This is a genomic window from Anaerostipes faecis (assembly GCF_910574135.1).
Classification (GTDB): domain Bacteria; phylum Bacillota; class Clostridia; order Lachnospirales; family Lachnospiraceae; genus Anaerostipes; species Anaerostipes hominis.
Map to the genome: position 1 here is coordinate 81,907 of NZ_CAJSYK010000006.1, position 22,334 is coordinate 104,240.

The window sequence follows — 22,334 nt, forward strand, 5'->3', positions numbered from 1 at the left end:
TTTATTCTTCTTTTCGTCTGAGCAGATATCCTTCTGGAATTTCTTCCCCGAAATCCACATAGATCATCTGCCTTGGATGCGGCGCACTCTCCATGGAAACGCCGTCCTCATCCTCGATCGCTTTTACGGTCACCTGGAGGTTTTCTCCTCCCGGTATCATTACCTCGATGGTCTCACCTACGAGAAACTTGTTTTTCTGTTCCAGCAGTGCATACCCTCTTTCATTGTGTCCCTGCACGATGCCGATATAGGTATATTCCTTCACATAAGTATTACTGTCATAAATCTGAGAATGTTCATCTGTCTTCCCATAATAAAATCCCGTTGTAAACTGCCGGTAAGTGCACTTGGAAATCTCCTGCCTGTAATAATCCATATTGGCAAAATATTTCTCCGGTGACTCCTTGTAATCGTCAATAGCCTTTCGGTAAGTTCTCGCAACCGCCGCCACATAGAGGGCAGTCTTCATCCTTCCCTCAATCTTCAGGCTGTCGATTTCTGCGCCGATCAGGTCATCCATGTGTTCGATCATGCAGAGGTCCTTGGAATTAAAAATATAAGTCCCCCGTTCATTTTCATACACCGGCAGATATTCGCCCGGCCTGGTCTCCTCTACCACAGAATACTTCCATCTGCACGGATGGGTACACGCACCTTTGTTGGCATTCTGTCCGGTAAAATAATTGCTTAAAAGACAGCGCCCCGAGTGGGATATACACATAGCCCCGTGGACAAATGCCTCAATCTCAAGATCATCCGGGATGTGCTCCCTGATCTCTTTGATTTCCCGAAGAGACAGCTCTCTGGCAGCCACCACACGGGATGCGCCCTGTTCATGCCAAAATTTATAAGTGGCATAGTTGGTGCTGTTGGCCTGGGTACTGATGTGGCGTTCAATCTCCGGACATTCCTCCCTGGCGATCATGAAAACACCGGGATCGGAAATGATCAGTCCGTCCGGCTTTATGCTTTTCAGCTCCCTGAAGTATTCCCGGATACCGCCGAGGTCTCCGTTATGAGCCACAATGTTGGCTGTTATATAAACTCTGACTCCGTGCTCATGGGCAAAACGGATTCCTTCCTTTACATCGTCCATAGAGAAATTTTTGGCTTTTGCTCTCAGCCCGTACATTTCTCCTCCGATATAAACCGCATCCGCTCCATAGAGTACAGCTACTTTCAGTACTTCCAAATTGCTTGCTGGTATAAGCAGTTCTGTTTTTCTCATGTTACTCTCCTGTTTTCATACTCACTGCCACCCCGTCTCCCACAGGAAGCACGGATGTCTCCAGCAGAGGGTGGTTTTTCAGTGTATATAGGTACTCCCTCATCCGCTTGTGAATAGTCCGGTCCCTGCGCTCAACCGCATACCTGGATCTTACGATATCCCCATCCTGGAGCACATTGTCGGAAACCAAAATGCCTCCCTCAGGAAGCAGCCGTAAAATATGTTCAAAAAAACGGATATACTGGCCTTTAGCCGCATCCATAAAGATAAAATCAAAGGTTCCGGATAGCTCTTTGAGGATCTGGACAGCATCCCCTTTCAAGAGAGTCACTGCGTCCTGTACCCCCGCTTCGGCAAAGTTTGCCTCGGCTTTCAGTATCCTTCCTTCATTCCGTTCAATGGTTACAACAGTCCCGCCCTCCGGTTGAAACTTGTGCATATAAAGAGATGAAAATCCCACAGCCGTTCCGACCTCCAAAATTTTCATCGGTTGCTTCATCAGCACTAATAATTTCAGAAACTCTTTTGTCTCAGGCTTCACGATCGGCACATGATTCTTTTTGGCTTCACGCTCAATCCTTTCAAGAAAAGCGTCCTCCTCCCTGATCAATGAACGGAGATAATCTGTTACATTTTCATCTACAATCATTTTTTCTCCTTTTCACGGATATCCCCGCACAGCACTGCCATGATCTCATCAATACCCTGAGACTGTGACAGACTGTACTTGCCGGGAACAAACTCCGTTTCTTTATATTTTGAGAAAAATTTTCTTACTTTAAATCTGTTTTTACCGATGATCAGATGCTTCTCATAAAGCTGATCGGCCACCTTTCCGGTCCCGTCTCCTTTGGAGATTACCACCTGAATCTTTCTGGTGCTGGAAGCATCGTATGCCTCGTTTGAGAAAGCATGATAGGCAAAAGAATACATGCCGAAAAATAATCCAACGATCAGACCTATGATCAGTATCTGATGGATCACCTTCCAAAAAAGCCGGAACAGGTCATCTCTATTGTTTTTTCTCTCTTCATCCTTTGTCATCATCTGCCTTTGCACTTTCCTTCCCCACGTAAAGCTTTATACTTCTGTAATGATCGGAAGGATCATCGGATCCCTCTTCGTCTTCTTCCAGATATAATTGCTCAGCGTGTCCCGGATACAGGACTTTAACTTGCCCCAATCGGTAATGTTTTTTGTGAGACAGCTTTCCACCGCATCTTCCACAACCTGTCTGGCTCCTTCCATGAGGCTTTCAGATTCTCTCACGTAGACAAAACCGCGGGATACGATATCCGGACCTGCCAAAATGCTGTTTCCGTGTTTTTCCAAAGTCACAGTAACAATGATCAGGCCATTTTGTGACAGCTGTCTTCTGTCGTTCAGTACAATATTTCCTACGTCTCCGATGCCCAGTCCATCTACAAGGATTCCCTGGGCAGGGACTTTACCGGTAACTTTCCCGGATTTTTTGTTTATCTCCAGGACGTCTCCTTCTTCCATAACAAAAACATTTTCTTTCGGAATCCCCATCTCCAAAGCCAACTCACTGTGCCGCACCAGATGACGGTATTCTCCATGCACCGGTATTGCATACTGCGGCTTCGTCAGTGCATAGATCAGGCGGAGTTCTTCTCTGCACGCATGACCGGATACATGGGTATCCTGGAATACGACTTTAGCGCCTTTCATCGCCAGTTCGTTCATAATATTGGAGACATTTTTTTCATTTCCCGGAATCGGACTGGAGCTGAATACGATCGTATCTGTAGGTTTGATAGAAACCTTACGGTGCGTATTGTTTGCCATCCTTGACAAGGCTGCCATAGTCTCGCCCTGGCTTCCCGTGGTAATCATAACGATCTGATCGTCCGGTACATTTCTCATCTGATCTGTCTCAATCAGAGTATTCTTAGGGATTTTGATATATCCCAGCTCTGAAGCAGTCGCAATGATATTTACCATGCTCCGGCCTTCTACCGCTACCTTCCTTCCATGCTTATGAGCGGAATTAATGATCTGCTGCACACGGTCAACGTTGGAAGCAAATGTGGCTACGATAATCCTTCCGTTTGGATGAGCCGCAAATAAGCTGTCCAGTGTCTTGCCTACATTCTTTTCAGACTGTGTGTAGCCTGGGCGCTCTGCATTTGTACTGTCCGCCATAAGCGCAAGGACACCCTCTCTTCCGAGTTCTGCAAATCTTGCCAGGTCGATCGCCTCTCCGAAAAGCGGAGTATGATCGATCTTAAAGTCACCGGTATGGATGATCAGCCCTGCCGGAGTGTGGATGGCAAGAGCTGCCGCATCCGCGATACTGTGGTTGGTCTTAATAAATTCTACCGTAAAGACTCCCAGTTTTATCACGTCGCCGTGTTTTACGACTGTCTTTTTCACCTGCTTTAACAGTCCATGCTCTTTTAACTTATTATCGATCAGTCCCATCGTAAGTTTTGTTGCATAGACCGGAATGTTGAGCTGTTTTTCAATATAAGGGATCGCTCCGATATGGTCCTCATGTCCGTGGGTAATGACCAGTCCCTTGATTTTCTTTGCATTTTCCTTTAAATAGGTCACATCCGGGATGACTAAATCAATTCCGAGCATCTCGTCATCCGGGAAAGCCACACCGCAGTCAACGATCAAAATGTTGTTATTATATTCAAAGGCTGTTATATTCATACCGATCTGACCGAGGCCGCCGAGAGGAATGATCTTTACCGTTCCCGTATTCCTTCTCTGAGCCGTTCTCGGACGTCCCTGTGCTTTTGATGCGGCTGTCTGTGTCTTCGTCTGAGTCTTCTTCGGCGCTGCTTTCGCTTTCGCAGGCGCCGTCTTCTTCGGTGCCGTCTCTTTCTTTTGCGGCTTTGCCCTGACCGCGAGTTCCTTCGACTCATTCGGTATCACTGCCGGAGTTTTCGGCTGACTGTACTTTTTCGGCCAAAAGTTTTTTGACTGCTTCTTTTGCTGCTGTCCTTCTGTCTTGTTACCTACACTTGTGTTGTCTGATTTCAAAATAATTCCTCCATTTTATTACTTCCGGTTATTTTGACAATCACGACAATATCCGTACATCTTTAATTCATGATCATGGACGATGAATCCGGTCGTTTTCTCGACCTGTTTTTCCAATTCATCTAATAAATCATCGTCGAACTTTAAAACTTTTCCGCAATTCACGCATATCAAATGATGATGGTGGTGCTCATTTTTATCTTCTTTTCCGATTTCATAGCGAACATATCCATCATCTAAATTCAATTTATCAATTAATCCTAATTCACAAAGTAACTGTATGGTACGATAAATTGTCGCAATCCCGATTTCGGGAATGTCTACTCTAACCAATTCATAGATTTCTTCCGCGGTCAGGTGCTGGTCCGGTTTTGATGAAAGTGCCTTTAATACAGTTTTTCTCTGATTCGTCACTTTTAAACCCTTGCTCTTTAAAATTTTTATAAAAGATTCTTCGTTATAGCCCATCAAACCACCTCAAAATCCTGCTGCATTTATACTGTCAAATCAAAATCCTCGATTAATTCATTGAATATCTTGGATATGATCTCAAGTTCTTCTTCATCTTCTACGATCTCATAGGAGACATAGTCATCCTCCAGTGAGATTTCTTTCATAATCAAAACTGTCCCGTCTTTATCCACGGAATCCGCAACGAGCAGGTAGTTTGTCCCTGCCAGTGTCGTCTGTTCCAGCACCATAAATTCAATCTCCCGGCCCTGGTCATCTAAAAAGAGAATTCTGCTCTCTTTGTCTTTCATTTTATCAATCCTTTCTTTACAGAGAATCCAGATACCCCTGTAAAATCATCGATGCAGCAACCTGATCAATGACCTTTTTCCGATTTTCCCTCCGGACGCCGCTTTCCATCAATACTTTATTGGACGCAACAGTAGAAAGGCGCTCGTCCCATAAGATCACATCCAGTCCGGTTCTGCGCACTAAACTATCGCGGAAAGCTTCCGTTGCCATTCCGCGTTCTCCGATCGTATTATTCATATTCTTCGGATATCCGAGGACGATCTTTTCAACCTTATATTCGGCCGCGATCTCCTCGATCCTTGCATAAGTCTTTCTTAACTTATTTTCATCTTTTCTCGTAATGGTTTCAAACGGCTGCGCTGTGATCCCCAGCTCATCGCTCAGGGCAACGCCCACTGTCTTTGTCCCATAATCAAGCCCAAGTATTCTCATAATCCCTACTTCAGCCTTGTATCAATATAATTTACAAACAGGGCCTCGATAATCTCGTCCCTCTCTACTTTATTGATCATGCTTCGTGCATTCTTATGGCTGGTAATGTAGGTGGGATCCCCTGACATAATGTAGCCTACCATCTGGTTCACCGGGTTATATCCTTTTTCCTCCAGTGCTTCATAGACATGCTCTAATATTCTGTGCACGTCCAGTTCATCTTTCACCACGGAAAAATGCTGTGTCTGATTCTTATCCATATTCTCACGTCCTTTTTCGTATCTTTTTTTTATTCTAATATATATCCAAAAAAATAGCAATGGATTTTCTACACATTTCCTGCCACATATCCATCACCGCTGATACCGGTGAGTTCAACTTCCACAATCTGATTTTCCAGAGGTTCTTCACTTTCCACCGCCACTTTGACGTATTCTTTTGTGTGTCCCACATAGAAATTTCCGGAGCTGTTTCTTAATTTTTCTTCGATCAGAACTTTTCTTCGTGTCCCGATCTGCCTGCGTTCAAACGCATTTTTATGTTCCTCGTTCATGGCGATCAGGACTGCGCTCCTTCTGGCTTTTTCCTGATCATTTACCTGGTGTTCCATGACGGCGGCCCTGGTGCCTGCTCTCTTTGAATATTTGAAAACATGCATTTCATACAGGTCGATTTCTTCCAGAAACTTTCTCGTTGCCTCGAATTCTTCTTCGGTCTCCCCCGGAAATCCTACGATGATATCCGTTGTCAGTGCGGGATCTTCGTAAGCTTTTCTCAGGATCTCTGCTTTTTCTCTTATCTCGTCCGTCGTATATTTCCGGTTCATCCGTTTCAGGGTAGCATCGCATCCGCTCTGAAGGGACAGATGAAAATGTGGACAGAACTGCTCTATATTTTTAAGCCTTTTTACAAAATCTTCTGTGATGATCCCCGGTTCCAGAGAACCTAAACGGATTCGATCCACTCCCTCGATCTTTCCTATTTCTTCGAGCAGATCAATCAGTCCTTTGTCCCCGTCAAGATCCGTCCCGTAGGAACACACATGAATCCCTGTGATGACAAATTCCCTGCATCCATTTTCTGCAAGGCCTCTGATCTCAGAGAGTACATCTTTCGTATCCCGGCTCCGGACTCTTCCTCTGGCATAGGGAATAATACAGTAAGAGCAGAACTGGTTGCATCCGTCCTGAACCTTGATATACGCTCTCGTGTGTTCATTTAAATGTCTCACATGCAGCGCTTCGTATTCGCTTCCCGAGGACAAATCCAAAACCTCAGCGTCCCGGCGGTGGCCTTCCAGGTAATTTTCGAGGATCGGGATCAAATCTTTCTTTTTATTATTCCCAATAATCAGATCGATCAGCGGATCTTTTTTCAATTCATCCTTCCCCACCTGGGCATAGCATCCCACGGCGGCCACCACGGTATCCGGATTCAGCTTCTTTGCCCGGTGCAGCATCTGCCTGGACTTCCGCTCTGCTATATTCGTCACAGAACATGTATTGACGATATAAATATCCGCACCCTCTTTGGGGCTGACGATCTCAGCCCCTGCATCCGTGAGCATGTCAAACATAGCATCGGATTCATATTGATTGACCTTGCATCCCAAAGTCACGACTGCGGCTTTCACATTATTTAAACTCATGGAGTGTTTCTTTTCCTTTCGTTGTTATTGACAATTCAAATGTTAGCTTGTACACTATCGTCATTGGAGGATGAATCATGTGCGAAGTACAATTAATGCTGAATTCCATAAAAAAGGTCAACGACTTTATCAATATTATCAAAGAATATGACGGCGGCTTTTACATAATCTTGGGTTCCTACCTTTTGGACGCCGCAAGTGTCATGGACCTGTTCAGCCTAAACTTAAATGAACCAATTCTTCTGGCCTTTCAGATTCCCGAAAAAAGGGATGAGATTCTTCAAAGGCTGGAACCCTTTCTCTGTTCTTCCCCTCAGTAACCCATTCTTTATTTTACAACGATCACTTCTGTAGTTTCGATCGCTTTTTCCATCAGTTCATCTATGACATCAGAAAGATTTTCTTCTGATTTCTCAATTTTCTTTAAGTTTCCTTTGGTCACAGGATGTTTTGCCACAAAGATCGTACAGCAGTCCTCAAACGGCTGGATTGAAGTCTCAAAGGTGTCAATCCTCTCTGCGATATTTACGATTTCCTGTTTGTCCATTCCGATCAGCGGACGGAACACAGGCATATGACACACGTCGTTTGTGATCGCCAGGTTATGGATTGTCTGGCTGGCAACCTGACCGATACTCTCGCCGGTGATCAGCGCCAGTGCGTCATTTTCCTTTGCAAAGTGTTCTGCGATCTTCATCATATAACGGCGCATGATAATCGTAAGCTGGTCATGCGGACATTTCTCGTAGATAGCAAGCTGGATATCCGTAAAGTTTACCACATGAAGATGGATCGGCCCTGCATACTTTGAAACAATCTTTGCCAAATCCACGACCTTCTGTTTTGCCCGCTCGCTCGTATACGGAGGTGCATGGAAGTAAGTCGCATCAATGCGCACCCCTCTTTTGGCAATCATGTATCCTGCCACAGGACTGTCGATCCCCCCTGATAAAAGCAGCATGGCTTTTCCGTTTGTTCCCACCGGCATGCCTCCCGGTCCGGGGATCTCCACAGAATAAATATAGATCTGCTGTCTAACCTCAATGTTTACGAGTACGTCCGGACAGTGCACATCTACCTTTAATTCCGGCCACGCATCCAAAAGCTTTTCTCCCACCAGACAGTTGATGTCCATAGAATTCATCGGAAATTCCTTATCTCCCCGTCTTGCATTGACCTTAAAGGTGAAATCTTTCTTTCCATACTGGCTGTCGATGTAACGTACTGCAGCATCCGTCAGATGTTCCACATCCTTTGTATGCTCGATCACCATCGGACAAATGCCCGTGATCCCGAAGACAGTCTTTAACGCTTCCACGGCTTCCTCATAGTCAAAATCCTCCTGTCCTTCCACAAAGACGCGCCCGGACTCTTTTCTCACTTTAAATTCTCCCACCGGCTTCATGGCATACTTGATCTGTCTGACCAGTGCATCCTCAAACATGTAGCGGTTTTTCCCTTTAATGCCGATCTCGGCATATTTTATTAAAAAAGCTTGTACTTTCATCTTTTCTCCTTTTTATCTTCTTACGAATTTCCTCAGCATCGGAACTAATTCCTCCAGCGCCGCTATGACCTGATCCACTTCTTCCTTTGTGTTATAGACAGAAAAACTGAACCTTAGTGTCCCGTCCCGGTACTCAGGGCTGAGTCCGATGGCTGACAGAGTACCGCTTACATGCGGGCGGTTGGAAGAACATGCCGATCCGGAAGAAACATAGATTTCCCGGTCTTCAAGTGCGTGCAGCAGCACCTCACTTCTGATGTTTTTAAAACTGATGCTTGCCACGTGGGGCGCATCACCGGAATTGTCTTTAATCTCGGGAATCTCCGTGATCCGGCTTCTGAAATACTCTCTGACTTCTCCGATCTTCTGTGCATTTTCTTTCAGATGCCCTGCCATGATCCCGCAGGCCTCTGAAAGTCCCGCAATCCCTGGAACATTTTCGGTACCCGAACGCATTCCTTTCTGCTGTCCTCCGCCTAAGATCATCGGCTGTATTTTTGTCTTCTCTTTCACATACAAAAAGCCGACACCTTTTGGAGCATGGATTTTGTGGCCGCTCATGGACATCAGATCAATTCCTGCCTTTTTCGGTATCACCGGAACTTTTCCGTATCCCTGGATTGCGTCTACGTGGAAGACTGTCTCCGGATTTTTCTTCTCTATGATGCTTCCAATCTCTTCTATGGGTTCCACCGCGCCGATCTCATTGTTGATCAGCATACAGGAGACAAGGATCGTATCCTCTCTGATACTGTCTTCAAGCTGTTTTAAATCGACAATCCCTTTTTCATCCACGTTCAGATAGGTGACTTCAAATCCTTCATTTTCTAAAAAGAACATCGGTTCATACACAGAGGCATGTTCAATCTTCGTGGTGATGATGTGTTTTCCCCGCCTTTTGTTGGCCATTGCCGTTCCAAGGATCGCAAAATTATTGGACTCCGTGCCTCCGGATGTAAAAATGATCTCTTTTTCCTTTGCCTTCAGCGTCCCTGCGATGATCTGCCGGGCCTTTTTCACAATATTTTCCGCCTCGATCCCTTTTGTGTGCTTGGCAGAGGGATTTCCATAGGATACTTCCATCGCCTCATTCATGACCTTCAGAACCTCCGGAAATACTTTTGTCGTTGCCGCATTATCTAAATATACCACCATGTTATTCCTCCAACTCAAACATTAAAACCGACAGCATGGCCATGCCGGCGGTTTCCGTTCTTAAAATTCTTCTGCCGAGGCTTAAAACCCTGCCTCCCGCTTCCTTCAGGCGTTCGATCTCCGAAGGTTCAAATCCTCCCTCCGGTCCGATAAAAATACCGATCGAATCCTTGCCTTTTGTCTTCCTGATCAGCTTTCTTGAGTATTCCATGCCCTCAGCCGCTTCATACGGCACGAGGAGCGCAGATAAACCTTCCGCTCTTTTTACGGCTTCCTCAAACGTGAGCACCCGGCTGACTTCCGGGATCACGCCTCTCTTTGACTGTTTTGCCGCACCAAGTGCTATGGCATTCCACCGTTCCAGCTTCTTTTTCGCCTTTTTGTCATCCAGCTTCACAACGCAGCGCTTCATTTTTACCGGCACGATCTCACTGGCTCCAAGTTCTACCGCCTTTTGAATGACCAGCTCCATCTTGTCCCCTTTGGGCAGGCCCTGAAATAGGATGATTCTTTCACAAAGTTCCGACTCCACCCCGTGGATATCAAGGATTCTGGCCGAAATCCCGCGGTTTCCTTCCAGATCTTCCAGCTCACACTCATATTCCAGTCCCCGGCGGTTGGAGAGCAGCACATGCTCTCCCTTTTTCATCCTGAGCACATTTTTTATATGATTGACGTCTTCCCCTGCAATCCTGATCAGGTTTCCGTCCACCTGGCTTTCTTCTATAAAAAAACGATACATTATTCTTTCCTTTTCTTCGCTGTGACTGAGACCCACTCTTTGAGCTTTCTTGTTTTTACCGCCTCAAAACCATATCTCTCCAGCTTATCGAGCACTTCCTGTTCCTTCGTATCGATAATACCGGAGATTACGAATGCACCGTCTTCCTTCAGGAACAAATCTGCGATCTCAATCAGCGGAAGTATCACATCTGCCAGTATATTGGCGGCTACCAGATCATACCGGTGCTCTCCCAAAGACCGTGCAAAGTCCATATCATCCAGTACATTCCCGCCGTATACTTCATACTGGTCCCTGTCAATATGGTTCACTTCCATATTTTCTTCTGCCGCTGTTACGGCTCTCGGATCAATATCTGTCATGACCGTTTTCCCGGCTCCCAATTTCAGGGCAATGACAGAAAGGATGCCGCTTCCGCAGCCCACATCCAGCATAACGGTATCCGGACGGATTTCCTCTTTCAGCCCTGCTATGCAAAGTCTGGTCGTTTCATGGGAACCTGTGCCAAAGGCAGTGCCGGGATCTATTTCTATCACCACATCTCCCTCTCTTTGATCAGGAAGCTCCTCCCAGGTAGGCTTGATAATGATCGTATCATCCAGTCTCAGCGGCTTGAAAAACTGTTTCCAGTTGTTAATCCAGTCTTCTTCCTTCGTAAAGCCATATTCGATCGTGCCGTCTCCGATGTCCATGAAACTCTTTACCCTGTTGAGCATCTCCTCAATTCTGATGGTCACGTCTTCCAGATTTTCGGATTCATCAAAGTAACAGTGGAGCAGGGCCCTGCCGTCATCCGGTTCCTGGTGGTCCGGCAATACCTCGATGAACATCTCCCGAATCTCTTCTTCCGTCAGAGGCACCCGGTCCTCCACTTCCACGCCGCACGCCCCAAGTTCTGTTAGTTCATAACTCAGCATATCCTCCGCTCCTGTCACGGTGCTGATCGTAATCCTGTTCCATCCCATGAAATCTGCTCCTTTAAACTTCTTATCCGTTTCACTATACCAGTTAATTAGTGTATCACAGAAACAGGCTCAGAACAAGAAGTCGCGCATGGTTTTTGTAACTCCGGGGTACTTTCTTAATTCTTCCTCCTTTTCCTTTGGACAAATCACTGCGATATCCCTGCACCCCGCTTCATAGGCACTTCTGATCCCTGACAGGGAATCTTCATAAATACGGATACGTGCCATATCCACTCCAATAAGATCCGCCGCCTTTTTAAACATGGCGATTTTATTTTTATAAGTCCCGTCATCGTAGACGATCTCAGACGGCTCAAACCAGCGGTCCAGCCGGAAAGATTCGATAAAGAAATCTATATTTTCTTTGATGGAGGCACTGGCAATGGTAAAAGGAATCTTTTGCGCCTTCAAATAATCGAAATATGTCTCTGCTCCTGGCACCAGATGAAAATGCTCTTTATCCTCTCTGCAGAATTTCCGGTAATATTCTTCCTTCATGCGGGAATATCTGGTCAGTTCCTCCTCACTTGCTTTTCCATCCATCATATATTGAATGTTTACTATGTTCGGAGTTCCGTTCAGCTTTGTGTGCAGCTCTTCATCCGTGATATCTCTTCCCCGCAGTAGTCTGGAAATCTCTCCCCATGCCAGCACATGCTTATCATCATCAAAAAACAGTGTCCCGTTAAAGTCAAAAATTACACCTTCATATGTCTCCATTTTCTATCTCCTATTCGTCGTAAATCACCAGTATGTCGTCTTTGTAAATCTTCGTCTCACCGTTTGGAATAATGTCCTGATCTTTTCTTCTGATCATCGCCACGAGGATATGCTCCTTTAAATCCAGCTCTTTAATTTTTTTGTCTCTCCATGGATGATCTTCCTCAATCGTGATTTCCCTGAGAGAAATCTCATTTACGGCTTCAAATGACGGAACATTCACCGCGATATCATCGCCGGCCATCATCACTGTATCTCCCTTTGGAATGATGATGTCGTCCTCCCGCCGGATTACCATAGCCAGAGAGCCCTCCGGCAGGGTGACATCCTTAAGCTTCTGATTCTCCCAGTGGTGTCCGGATGAGATATGAAGCTACATCAGTGACAGACCAAAAACAATATAAAACACATTGCTCTGCATATACACTCCGCCGGCTGAGGCAAAGATTGCAAACACGATGGACGATGCTCCTCTTAATCCTGCAAATGAGACAAATATCTTTTCACGGAATTTCAGATATCTTCCCGTCAATATAAAAACCATTGCCGGCCTTGCTGCCAGTGTGAGAAACAGAATGATCACAAGAGTTGCCGGAAGTGATGAAACCATCTGAGACGGATAGGACAGCAGTCCTATGAGAAAGAATGTTGCTATCTGAGCAAGAATGGTTACATTATCGAAAAAGCGGACGACATTGGCCTTGTTTTTCGTCTTTGCATTTCCCATAAGGATGCCTGTCAGATAAACCGACAGAAATCCATTTCCTCCAAGGATTCCAGCCAGAGCATACGAGGTCAGAGCCGCTGCCAGTACAAAAACCGCATCAAATCCATCGGTACAAAACCTAAACTTCCGGATAATCTTTGGTCCGGCAATCCCCACTGCCGCGCCAATGCCAACACCCAAAGTAGAAAGTACTGCCGCTCTCCCGGCAGCGGGTCTCGCATGTTCCCAGTTTGTGGAATACCCTCCGTAAAACATGATAAAGATCAGCGCAGCGGTACAAATATTCTCTGCTGCCTGAAAATCACTGAATTCTATTTTAAAGATGCCCTCAGATCCGAACACCATACCCAGGAACATAAAGATTAAAAGGCTTGGCACCCCGATTTTATCCGAAATTTTGTTGGAAAAGATGCAGAGCAGTAAAACGACAGCACAGAGCAGCAGGTATAATTCCATAGAAACCTCTCCAGTCATGAGAATACAGTTTAATAAGTGGTAGTTTTTATTGTAACAAACCCTTCCATTCTGTCAAGAACAGAGCTTTCCATCACATTCTCCACATAAATTCTGTTCGATATTTCGGAATTCATTTAAAATTATTGACATCTAGAAAGTTTATTCCTATGTTATAATTATTATAAGCACAAAGTGGGCAAGCTCAAATGATTTCCTTACGCATCTGTGTACAGCCCGCGGAGCATTTTTATTTCAAGGGAAGGTCGTAGAACTTTTCTACTGAAATAAATAGAATTTCTATTTACTATAGATTAAATAGAAAAAATGGAGGAGATAAAATGTCAGACCAAATTTTATCTCATGGAAGTAATACTTTTGTTGAATATCCAGAAGTACGCAGGACAAAGTATTGTAAAGTTTTTTCATAGGGATTTTATTGTACAAGAAGCTCCACACAAGCTAATCGTTGGGCAACTCGGATAAACGGAAAAGGTATAATAAATCACTATATTTATAGAGAAAATCTTAATCTAAAAATTCTAAAATTTAACCAAATGACTGATGACACAATTTGGAACTTTGTAAATGATTTTTTATCAGGAGATATCAGCAGAAAAGTGTTTTGGGAATATGCAAGGTTCAAACATCCAACGAATCAAATTAGTTTTCACACATTGAGCGCTTTAAACTATCTTGAATTTAAAATAAGTGAAGAGGTGACTGAAAATGACTGACATAAAAGATAATTTATTTTTTGTTTGCACTTTAATCGAATCCATTGCACGAAAAACAAAAAATCACCGCAAAACAGTTGTGGAAAAACTCGGAACAGAAGGTTTAAAGCATCATCTAAAATATGCGGATGTCAATCATAGCCTTCCACTTGAACAAGTAACAATGGAAGTCCTTGAGGCTTATCAAATTTCTGCTGGAAACTTTGACACAATTACCCACTGTAAATATAAACTTCCCTCTGTCACCTCCATTGGGAGACTATACCAAAGACTTATCTTTAATGTACATCAAGAACATGAGGCATGGGAAGATGTTATAAAGAAAGTATTTTCCTCCTTTATCAGCGATGAAATATCAAATTTTAATTCAAGTATCTTTCCATCAATCTATATAGACATTTTAAAGCCCTGGTCAACTGCCAGGGCTTATTATATGATTCCTTATTTAATTGCAGCCAGTTCTATATAGCCTCTTGTCCCAATCGGTTCCAGCTGAATCCTCGGGTTACTCTCATCCCACTGGCATCCAATGACAGACGGATCGTATTTCTTCATCGCATTCCACACTTCTTCAATGGCCTGACAGTAGTTTTCTTCTTCAAATGGTTCGCTCTGGAACATTAAATACCTGGCAGCCGGCAGCTCTATCACATCAAATCCTTCCGGTACCTCACCGTCATAATCTTTGGATACCTCCACACCCTGGACATATTCTGATGTATCCGGCTCCCGGTAGGCAGGCGGCAGCCAGAGGCAGACAGGTTCTCCGCTGATAGATTTGATACTTAATAAAAGTCCCCATACGTCACATCCTACTTCCTCACAGTATGCAAAATAGTCTGAGGCTTCTTTTCCTCTCTTGATGATCACCTTTCGTTCCGGCTTCTCCATCACTTGAATGAATACATTTCTCAAATTTTCCATGATTGGTCTCCTTTCAATCTCCCTGAATTTCACGCCGTACGGGGTAAAAAGATATAACGGTACAGGATTCATGGCATATTCACGGGGATTGCATCCGAATTCACGCTGAAACGCACGCTGATACCCATCCACACTGTCAAATCCCATCTCAAAAGCCACGTCCGCTATTTTACAGGTACTGTCTCTCAGCTTTAACGCTGATTTAGACAGACGGAGCCGCCGGATATAATCAGCTGGTGTAGTTCCCGCATGCCGTGTAAACAGCCGATAGGAATGCCATGGAGAATACAGCGACACTCTCGCCAAGTCGGCCAGAGTAATATTTTCCGCCAAATGTTCTTCTATGAATTCCTGCATGCGCTGGACTGCCAAAATCTGTTCCCTCATATCTTTCACCTCCTTTATACCTGTCATTATAGATGGATCAAAAGAAAAACTCTCGACTATTTTTGCCTATCTGAATTTACTGTTCCAAATAGGTTGTATCCCCAATACTTTGAACATTAAATCTCCCATCCTTATATATAATTTTAGTGACGCTGGAATTTTCAAGATGTCCGGGTACTTTTTGCTCTGTCATATCAGAGAGCATAGTAATGATCGCCATTCCATGGGAGACAACCAGGACGTTTCCCCCGCCCTTTTTCTCCGTATCCTTTGCAATGTTTCTGAGCGCCTTTTGCATCCGGGTCTTAACATCCCAGATTCCTTGAGACATCCTCCATCATTTTTGAAAATTTCTCACCTTCATAGGTTCCGAAGCAGACTTCTCTGAGACCTTGTTGTTCCCTCAGGGAAAGTTCAGGTTGGCCCAGTCCCTTCAGAATAATTCCTGCGGTCTGCCGGGTTCTTCCCAGGTCGCTGGAATAAGTATAGTCAAACTTGATCCCTCTCTTTTTAAAACCACGGGCCAGCTTTTTTGTCACCTTTATTCCTTCGTCAGTTAGTGGAGCATCAGCCCATCCCTGGGCGCGCTTTGCTTCATTCAGCATAGTCTTCCCGTGCCTGACCACATAGATTACTGTATCTTTCCCTGTTTTCTCTGCCGCTTTTTCCTGTCTTTTATCTGGCACCTCTGTCTTTCTGGCGCATCCTCCCATAAGAAAAATACAGAACAATATGATAAAAATCGATATGATTTGTTTCAGCTTCATGGCAGTCCCTCCTCAGTCTTTTTGTTATATCATAACATGTGAACATGAGAAGTTAAACAACACCCGGCTATTCCGTCTCACTCCAGAAAATATCCTCAGCCACCAGACATTCCGGATTCAGTTCTACGCCTTCCAGCATGATTTCCTTAAACTTCTTATAACCGGCCCGGTCGATCAGATGGCCTCCGTGCAGGTACTCCGGCTTATAGTCCATGACCCAGGCAGAAAATTTCTGCCAGTTGCCCAGGACTCCCAAAATCACTTCTTCCGTGGCCCAGTTAAGAAACATCTTTCCGGCTCTCGGAATCTGGCGTCCTGTTCTTCCTCCCAGGATCACCCGGTAAAACTTCGTCGGTTATCATTGATCTTGATATGGTAATGGCTCGGAAAAATGATCGGTTCGATCTTCCTGGCCAGTTCAAATGTATTGAAATTACCGCATACACAGTGGTAATTTCCGATACATGCGGTAATGTTCCTGGCTCCGATGGTCGGATAGCCTGCCTTTGGCTCCCACGGCTCCGGCTCATGGGCCACCGTATCCATGCTGGCCCCGCAGAGAGTTCCGTTCACCTCTTTGATATACCGCTCCAAGCAGGCATTGACTGCCGGGATATTTTCATATTTAATGCCCGGAATATCAAAGGTCTGGCGTGTTCCGAAATGGAAGTTGCCGTCGCCCCAGGTTCTTTGGACTGGCTGAAACAATTCAGCCGCACTTTCCGATGGCACAGGACATCTTTCTCTCAAAACTCATCCACATTTTCTCCGGGTCCGCACCGCAGTTTAACAGCTCCAGCCCTGTAAATTTCATCATCGGAGGAGGTGACCAGCAGATGTTTGCCCGTAAACTCTTCAGTGGAAACTGTCGATGAAATTGATATCAGCTCCGGACAGCGGTGGGCGCACCTGCCGCATCCGACACACATGTGACGTTTTCCAAAGCGTGCCTTATAATCATGAAATTTATGGAGAATCTTATAGCGCATCCGCTCATAATAAAAATTCGTGTTTCCTCCGCTGCCCGCATATATTTCATCCTGTATATGCTGTGCATTGATGTTGCACGGCCTGGCAAAGATCAGAACGGGTTTTGCCGGATTTCTGCCCGGTTTATACTCATCCTCCGTGTAATAGGATGGGCATGACAACCTCCTTCACAGGATAGTCGGATTTTTCTTTCCAGACAATCTCTTCAAATTTTTTTCACCTCATCATAGCATATGATATCCGTGTAAGAATAACGCCCCTGTTTCAGAAAACGCTTCGGAGCATAGACACGGTAGTCTCTTCACCGCGCCTCCAATGCCCGGTCAGCCTGGGCATTGTCAAGTGAATATTCCATCTTCTTGTCCCTCCATTTCTTATTCCGGTGCTCTGCCTTAAAATTTTCATGTTTCATTACTCTCATTATACTGCCGTACTATAATTATGAATAATTATAGTTTGTTATCACAATATAATAATTTATTATCCATATATGCAGACATACTTCCTTAATGCTATAATTAACATGTATATTTGATAACTTTTTCTATACAGAAAGGACACTGCATCAGATGAAATATAAACTAATCGCCCTGGATTTAGACGGTACCTTAAACACCGATGATAAGACAATCACCCCGAAAACCCGGGATGCCCTCCTTAAAGCACAGCAGCAGGGACTTATCATAGCTCTCTGCTCCGCACGCCCGGTTCCGGGACTTTATAAAGATATGAAAACACTGGAGCTGGAAAAACACCATGGAATACTGATCGCCTATAACGGCGGTAAAATACTGCGGGCCGAGGATAAAGAGATTCTTCACCAGCAGATTTTTCCCCGCGGTCTGGCCATAGAAGTTTTAAAACATTTGGAACATTATCCGGTCACCCCGATCATAGACGACGGAGAACGTTTTTATGTAACCGATGAGAACGGATATATGGTCCGGCACGAATGCCGAAACAATCAAATGGAATGTACAGAAGTCCCATCATTGACAGACTGTCTCAATTTTGACCTGGTGAAAATTTTAATGTCTGTACGGCCCGAAGAACTTTGGGATATGCTTCCACAGGTCAGCAAGCCCTTTGAAGATACTCTGGTCTTCGTAAGAACTGCGCCTTTTTACATAGAAGCCATGCCAAAGGGACTCAATAAGGCTGAGGGACTGCGCCGGACATGTGAACTGCTTCATATCTCCCCTGAGGAAGTCATCTCCTTTGGGGATGCAGAAAACGACCTGGAGATGATCAAATTTTCCGGCCGGGGCGTTGCCATGGGAAATGCCTGCGATGCTCTGAAAGAGGCCGCTGATGAGGTGACTCTGACAAATAATGAAGATGGAATTGCACATAGTCTGGAACGTCTTTTAACTGCTGGTGGCTGCTAATACTCCTTCTGCCTTTATCCACTGTCTGTTGAATATGAATTCTGCTGATTATGGGCATGAAAAAACAGGATTATGATGAATATAAGAACATCATAATCCTGTTTTTTATTTTTTATGTTTCCCGAAAAATCCTTTATGTTCTTCTTTCTTCGGCACTTCCCCCATGGATTCCTGGAACTTTTTAAGGGCATTCTTCTGCTCTTCGTTCAGATGTTCCGGCACCTGTACAACAAGGGTCACATAGTGGTCGCCCCGGACATTCTTGTTCCGGAGAGTCGGAACACCTTTTCCTTTCAGACGCACACGGGTGTCCGTCTGGGTTCCTGCCTTAATCGTATAGTCATAAGGACCGTCTACCGTATTGATCTTGATGGTTGCGCCCAGAGCTGCCTGGGTAAAGGAAATCGGCTCCGTGGAAATAATATCGTATTCCTGTCTCTGGAATTTCGGATGCCGGTCCACGGAAACAACCACGAGGAGATCTCCCCTCGGTCCTCCGTTTGTTCCGGGCTCCCCTTTTCCGCGGATTCTGATGCTCTGTCCGTTGTTGATGCCGGCCGGCACTGTGACCTCGATCGTCTTTCTCTGGCTCACATAGCCGCTTCCGTGGCAATCCGGACATTTTTCCTTGATGACCTGGCCGGTTCCGTGACAGTCCGGACATGTCTGGACATTTCTCACCGTGCCGAACATAGACTGCTGGGTATATACTACCTGGCCTTTACCGCCGCACTTCGGACATGTCTCCGGATGGGTGCCGGCTTTGGCACCGCTTCCATGACAGGAAGCACACTCCTCTTTCAGAGAAATTTCCAGCTTCTTCGTTGTTCCAAAAACTGCCTCCTCAAAGGTCACATGAATCCTTGCACGCACATGGGCACCCTGAGTCGGAGTATTGGCCGCACGCTGGCTTCTGCCTCCGCCGCCGAACATACCGCCGAAGATATCTCCGAAAATATCTCCCATATCCCCGCCGAAATCAAAACCGCCAAACCCTCCTCCGTTGAATCCTCCGGGTCCGCCCTGCTCAAAGGCAGCATGACCAAACTGGTCATACTGCGCTTTCTTTTCAGGATCACTTAAAACTTCATAGGCCTCGGAAGCTTCTTTAAACTTTGCCTCGGCTACTTTATCTCCCGGGTTCGTATCTGGATGATACTGTTTCGCAAGTTTACGGTAGGCTTTCTTTATTTCTGATTCTGAAGCACTGCGGGATACCCCCAGCACTTCATAGTAATCTCGTTTATCTGCCATAATCGTCTACCTTCTTTTTCTCTTATACTTCTTTGTAATCTCCATCTACGACATCGTCTGCTGCACCTGCTGCTCCGGCAGTGTCTCCTGCAGTATCCTGAGCTCCCTGGGCATTGGCTGCAGCAGCTTCATACATCTTGGTGAATAATCCCTGTGCACTGTTCATGAGCTGATCTTTTTTATTCTTAATATCTTCTACCTGAGCTTCTGTAAGTTCAGCGTCTTTTGTCTGCTCTAACAAGTCTTTCAATGCTTTCAGGTCTTCCTCAACTTTGACTTTCTCTGTTGCATCTACTTTGTCGCCTGCTTCTTCCAGGGCTTTTTCTGTCTGGAATACCATAGAATCAGCTTCGTTTCTAGTATCGATCGCTTCTTTTCTCTTCTTATCCTGGTTTTCAAATTCTGCTGCTTCTTTTACTGCCTTTTCGATATCTTCATCAGACATATTGGATCCGCCTGTGATCGTGATGTGCTGTTCTGCACCGGTTCCGAGGTCTTTTGCGGATACTTTTACGATACCGTTGGCATCGATATCAAAGGTTACTTCGATCTGAGGCACACCTCTTCTCGCAGGTGCGATGCCGTCCAGACGGAATCTTCCCAGGGATTTGTTATCTTTTGCAAACTGGCGCTCACCCTGTACAACATTGATGTCTACGGCTGTCTGATTATCTTCTGCTGTAGAGAAGATCTGGCTCTTCTTTGTCGGGATCGTTGTATTTCTCTCGATCAATCTGGTTGCCACGCCTCCCATAGTCTCGATAGATAAAGACAATGGTGTTACGTCCAGAAGAAGGATGTCGCCTGCACCTGCGTCTCCGGCTAATTTACCTCCCTGAATAGAAGCACCGATGGCAACACATTCATCCGGGTTGATTCCCTTAAACGGCTCTTTGCCTGTGAGCTGTTTTACTTTATCCTGTACAGCAGGGATTCTTGTGGAACCTCCTACAAGGAGAACCTTGCTCAGTTCGGAAGCTGCGATTCCTGCGTCTTTTAATGCTGTGTTGACAGGAGTTGCTGTTCTCTCTACGAGGGACAATGTCAGCTCATCAAACTTCGCTCTTGTAAGATTCATATCAAAATGTTTCGGTCCTTCGTTTGTCGCTGTGATAAACGGAAGATTGATGTTTGTGGTTGTTGCAGAAGAAAGTTCTTTTTTCGCTTTCTCGGCAGCTTCTTTCAGTCTCTGCATTGCCATCTTATCTCCGGATAAGTCAACACCTTCCTGTTTTTTGAACTCGTCTAACATGTAGTTTGTGATCACATTGTCGAAATCATCTCCGCCCAGTTTATTGTCACCGGCTGTTGAGAGAACTTCGATGACGCCGTCTCCGATCTCGATGATGGATACATCGAAGGTACCTCCTCCGAGGTCATAAACCATGATCTTCTGTTCATTTTCATTGTCCAGTCCATAAGATAAAGCCGCTGCGGTAGGCTCGTTGATGATACGTTTTACATCGAGTCCTGCAATCTTACCTGCATCTTTTGTTGCCTGTCTCTGAGCATCGTTAAAGTAAGCCGGTACTGTGATGACAGCTTCTGTTACTTTTTCTCCAAGATAGTTTTCTGCATCCGCTTTCAGCTTCTGAAGTACCATTGCTGAAATTTCCTGCGGTGTATAGTTCTTGTCATCAATCTTTACTTTGTAATCTGTTCCCATGTGGCGTTTGATAGAAGAAATTGTCTTCTCTGCGTTTGTCACTGCCTGGCGTTTTGCAGGTTCTCCGACGATACGCTCATCTGTCTTTGTGAATGCCACGACAGACGGTGTTGTCCTCACACCTTCTGCATTTGTGATAACGGTTGGTTTTCCGCCTTCCATAACTGCTACACAGCTGTTTGTTGTTCCTAAGTCAATACCAATAATTTTACCCATGATAAATTTCCTCCTAAAATAAATCTTTCTATATTTCCAATGCTTTCGCTTGATTTCCTCAAGTGTCTTACATTTAGTTCGCTACTTTTACCATACTGTGCCGAAGTACGCTTTCTTTATACATATATCCTTTTTGAAGCTCTTCGACCACAACATTTTCTCCGGCTTCTTCGTCTTCCACGTGCATCACCGCATTGTGGAGATTGGCGTCAAACTCTTTTCCCTCGGCATCCATGGCCTTCACTCCCAATTCATCGAGAGTTCCCATAAGCTGCTTATAAATCTGTTCGATGCCCTGAACAAACGGAGAATCTTTTTCTTCTTCCGCCACGGCTGAAAGCCCCCGCTCAAAATTATCAACGACCGGAAGAAGTTTTTCTAAAACTCCCATGGCTCCCATGTCATATCTCTGAACAAACTCTTTGGCCGTCCTCTTTCTGACATTTTCAAACTCTGCCATAAGGCGCTGATACTTATCGGTCAGCTCTTCGATCTGCTGGTCTTTCTCTTTTACCAGATCGTCTGCCTTCTGCTTTTTCGATGCTTTCTTGTCTGCCTTCTTTGTATCTTTTGCTTTTTCTGTTTCTTTCTCTTCTGTCACTGTATTTTCTTTCATTTCCTCTTCCTGAACTTTTTTCTCTTCTTCCATAA

26 protein-coding genes and 3 pseudogenes are annotated in these 22,334 nt (G+C 45.1%); 4 read left to right on the forward strand and 25 right to left on the reverse strand.

Annotation, left to right across the window (positions count from 1 at the left end; genetic code table 11):
* Position 1 precedes the first annotated feature (1 nt).
* The 9 genes from QGT46_RS05980 to mtaB all read right to left on the reverse strand — a co-directional run bounded on the left by QGT46_RS05980 (position 2) and on the right by mtaB (position 7,085).
* Positions 2-1,228 (reverse strand): peptidase U32 family protein, encoded by a 1,227-nt coding sequence (locus QGT46_RS05980; protein ID WP_148459780.1) that lies wholly within the window; start codon positions 1,226-1,228, stop codon positions 2-4.
* Between the two features lies 1 nt (position 1,229).
* Entirely contained in the window at positions 1,230-1,877 is a 648-nt protein-coding gene (locus QGT46_RS05985) for an O-methyltransferase (protein WP_024727829.1), read from the reverse strand.
* Complete coding sequence (locus QGT46_RS05990) at positions 1,874-2,275, reverse strand: hypothetical protein (protein WP_024727830.1); 402 nt, start codon at positions 2,273-2,275, stop codon at positions 1,874-1,876. Before QGT46_RS05990 ends, QGT46_RS05985 begins: the two co-directional genes overlap by 4 nt.
* Positions 2,276-2,308: 33 nt before the next feature.
* Entirely contained in the window at positions 2,309-4,243 is a 1,935-nt protein-coding gene (locus QGT46_RS05995) for a ribonuclease J (RefSeq protein ID WP_024727831.1), read from the reverse strand.
* An 18-nt stretch (positions 4,244-4,261) separates the two neighbouring features.
* The gene (locus QGT46_RS06000; protein WP_148459781.1) at positions 4,262-4,711 is read right to left on the reverse strand and encodes a Fur family transcriptional regulator; all 450 of its coding nucleotides are present in this window, start codon (positions 4,709-4,711) and stop codon (positions 4,262-4,264) included.
* A gap of 26 nt (positions 4,712-4,737) precedes the next feature.
* Positions 4,738-5,004, reverse strand: a complete 267-nt coding sequence (locus tag QGT46_RS06005) for a DUF1292 domain-containing protein (protein ID WP_024727833.1) — start codon at positions 5,002-5,004, stop codon at positions 4,738-4,740.
* A gap of 16 nt (positions 5,005-5,020) precedes the next feature.
* Entirely contained in the window at positions 5,021-5,437 is a 417-nt protein-coding gene (ruvX, locus tag QGT46_RS06010) for a Holliday junction resolvase RuvX (protein ID WP_024727834.1), read from the reverse strand.
* A 5-nt stretch (positions 5,438-5,442) separates the two neighbouring features.
* Positions 5,443-5,697 carry an IreB family regulatory phosphoprotein gene (locus QGT46_RS06015; protein WP_024727835.1) on the reverse strand — a complete coding sequence of 85 codons (255 nt, stop codon included), beginning with the start codon at positions 5,695-5,697 and terminating at the stop codon, positions 5,443-5,445.
* Between the two features lie 68 nt (positions 5,698-5,765).
* Complete coding sequence (gene mtaB / locus QGT46_RS06020; RefSeq protein WP_024727836.1) at positions 5,766-7,085, reverse strand: tRNA (N(6)-L-threonylcarbamoyladenosine(37)-C(2))-methylthiotransferase MtaB; 1,320 nt, start codon at positions 7,083-7,085, stop codon at positions 5,766-5,768.
* Positions 7,086-7,162: 77 nt separating this feature from the next.
* Between mtaB and QGT46_RS06025 the strand changes: the two genes are divergently transcribed.
* Positions 7,163-7,405 carry a hypothetical protein gene (locus QGT46_RS06025; RefSeq protein ID WP_024727837.1) on the forward strand — a complete coding sequence of 81 codons (243 nt, stop codon included), beginning with the start codon at positions 7,163-7,165 and terminating at the stop codon, positions 7,403-7,405.
* A gap of 8 nt (positions 7,406-7,413) precedes the next feature.
* Here QGT46_RS06025 and thiI read toward each other — a convergent pair whose 3' ends face one another.
* From thiI to QGT46_RS06060, 7 genes are all read right to left on the reverse strand, one after another.
* Positions 7,414-8,592, reverse strand: a complete 1,179-nt coding sequence (thiI, locus tag QGT46_RS06030; protein WP_148459782.1) for a tRNA uracil 4-sulfurtransferase ThiI — start codon at positions 8,590-8,592, stop codon at positions 7,414-7,416.
* 12 nt (positions 8,593-8,604) lie between these two features.
* Positions 8,605-9,747, reverse strand: a complete 1,143-nt coding sequence (locus QGT46_RS06035; protein ID WP_148459783.1) for a cysteine desulfurase family protein — start codon at positions 9,745-9,747, stop codon at positions 8,605-8,607.
* A gap of 1 nt (position 9,748) precedes the next feature.
* Entirely contained in the window at positions 9,749-10,489 is a 741-nt protein-coding gene (locus tag QGT46_RS06040; RefSeq protein ID WP_148459784.1) for a 16S rRNA (uracil(1498)-N(3))-methyltransferase, read from the reverse strand.
* A complete protein-coding gene (gene prmA / locus QGT46_RS06045) occupies positions 10,489-11,454 on the reverse strand; it encodes a 50S ribosomal protein L11 methyltransferase (RefSeq protein ID WP_024727841.1) in 966 nt (321 codons plus the stop codon). The genes QGT46_RS06040 and prmA overlap by 1 nt, the downstream gene beginning before the upstream one ends.
* A gap of 69 nt (positions 11,455-11,523) precedes the next feature.
* On the reverse strand, positions 11,524-12,174 hold the full coding sequence (locus QGT46_RS06050; RefSeq protein WP_148459785.1) for an HAD family hydrolase: 651 nt from the start codon (positions 12,172-12,174) through the stop codon (positions 11,524-11,526).
* 10 nt (positions 12,175-12,184) lie between these two features.
* On the reverse strand, positions 12,185-12,541 hold the full coding sequence (locus tag QGT46_RS06055; RefSeq protein WP_301590020.1) for a TrkA C-terminal domain-containing protein: 357 nt from the start codon (positions 12,539-12,541) through the stop codon (positions 12,185-12,187).
* A 6-nt stretch (positions 12,542-12,547) separates the two neighbouring features.
* Positions 12,548-13,357: a cation:proton antiporter gene (locus tag QGT46_RS06060; RefSeq protein WP_301589985.1), complete on the reverse strand. Its 810-nt coding sequence runs from the start codon at positions 13,355-13,357 to the stop codon at positions 12,548-12,550.
* 554 nt (positions 13,358-13,911) lie between these two features.
* Here QGT46_RS06060 and QGT46_RS17480 point away from each other — a divergent pair.
* Positions 13,912-14,091, forward strand: coding sequence for a DUF3990 domain-containing protein (locus tag QGT46_RS17480; protein ID WP_420360574.1), 180 nt, complete (start codon positions 13,912-13,914; stop codon positions 14,089-14,091).
* A complete protein-coding gene (locus QGT46_RS06070) occupies positions 14,084-14,560 on the forward strand; it encodes a hypothetical protein (RefSeq protein ID WP_148459786.1) in 477 nt (158 codons plus the stop codon). The genes QGT46_RS17480 and QGT46_RS06070 overlap by 8 nt, the downstream gene beginning before the upstream one ends.
* Here the strand turns inward: QGT46_RS06070 and QGT46_RS06075 are convergent.
* The 6 genes and pseudogenes from QGT46_RS06075 to QGT46_RS17485 form a co-directional block, all read right to left on the reverse strand.
* Positions 14,533-15,402: an AraC family transcriptional regulator gene (locus QGT46_RS06075; RefSeq protein WP_270431789.1), complete on the reverse strand. Its 870-nt coding sequence runs from the start codon at positions 15,400-15,402 to the stop codon at positions 14,533-14,535. The two genes, QGT46_RS06070 and QGT46_RS06075, sit on opposite strands and share 28 nt — an antisense overlap.
* Positions 15,403-15,478: 76 nt before the next feature.
* The gene (locus tag QGT46_RS06080) at positions 15,479-15,733 is read right to left on the reverse strand and encodes a histidine phosphatase family protein (RefSeq protein WP_268876105.1); all 255 of its coding nucleotides are present in this window, start codon (positions 15,731-15,733) and stop codon (positions 15,479-15,481) included.
* Positions 15,708-16,169, reverse strand: a complete 462-nt coding sequence (locus QGT46_RS06085) for a histidine phosphatase family protein (protein ID WP_301589988.1) — start codon at positions 16,167-16,169, stop codon at positions 15,708-15,710. The genes QGT46_RS06080 and QGT46_RS06085 overlap by 26 nt, the downstream gene beginning before the upstream one ends.
* A gap of 67 nt (positions 16,170-16,236) precedes the next feature.
* Positions 16,237-16,880: pseudogene (locus QGT46_RS17240) on the reverse strand (sulfite reductase subunit C); the annotation flags it as partial.
* 1 nt (position 16,881) lies between these two features.
* Positions 16,882-16,995, reverse strand: a pseudogene (locus QGT46_RS17245) (anaerobic sulfite reductase subunit AsrB); the annotation flags it as partial.
* A gap of 34 nt (positions 16,996-17,029) precedes the next feature.
* Positions 17,030-17,514 (reverse strand): annotated as a pseudogene (locus QGT46_RS17485) (4Fe-4S dicluster domain-containing protein); the annotation flags it as partial.
* Between the two features lie 214 nt (positions 17,515-17,728).
* Here QGT46_RS17485 and QGT46_RS06105 point away from each other — a divergent pair.
* Positions 17,729-18,547, forward strand: coding sequence for a Cof-type HAD-IIB family hydrolase (locus QGT46_RS06105; RefSeq protein ID WP_148459788.1), 819 nt, complete (start codon positions 17,729-17,731; stop codon positions 18,545-18,547).
* A 105-nt stretch (positions 18,548-18,652) separates the two neighbouring features.
* Here QGT46_RS06105 and dnaJ read toward each other — a convergent pair whose 3' ends face one another.
* From dnaJ to grpE, 3 genes are all read right to left on the reverse strand, one after another.
* Positions 18,653-19,801, reverse strand: coding sequence for a molecular chaperone DnaJ (dnaJ, locus tag QGT46_RS06110; RefSeq protein ID WP_024727849.1), 1,149 nt, complete (start codon positions 19,799-19,801; stop codon positions 18,653-18,655).
* A gap of 22 nt (positions 19,802-19,823) precedes the next feature.
* Complete coding sequence (gene dnaK / locus QGT46_RS06115; RefSeq protein WP_024727850.1) at positions 19,824-21,683, reverse strand: molecular chaperone DnaK; 1,860 nt, start codon at positions 21,681-21,683, stop codon at positions 19,824-19,826.
* 73 nt (positions 21,684-21,756) lie between these two features.
* Complete coding sequence (gene grpE, locus QGT46_RS06120) at positions 21,757-22,332, reverse strand: nucleotide exchange factor GrpE (protein WP_024727851.1); 576 nt, start codon at positions 22,330-22,332, stop codon at positions 21,757-21,759.
* Positions 22,333-22,334: the final 2 nt, after the last annotated feature.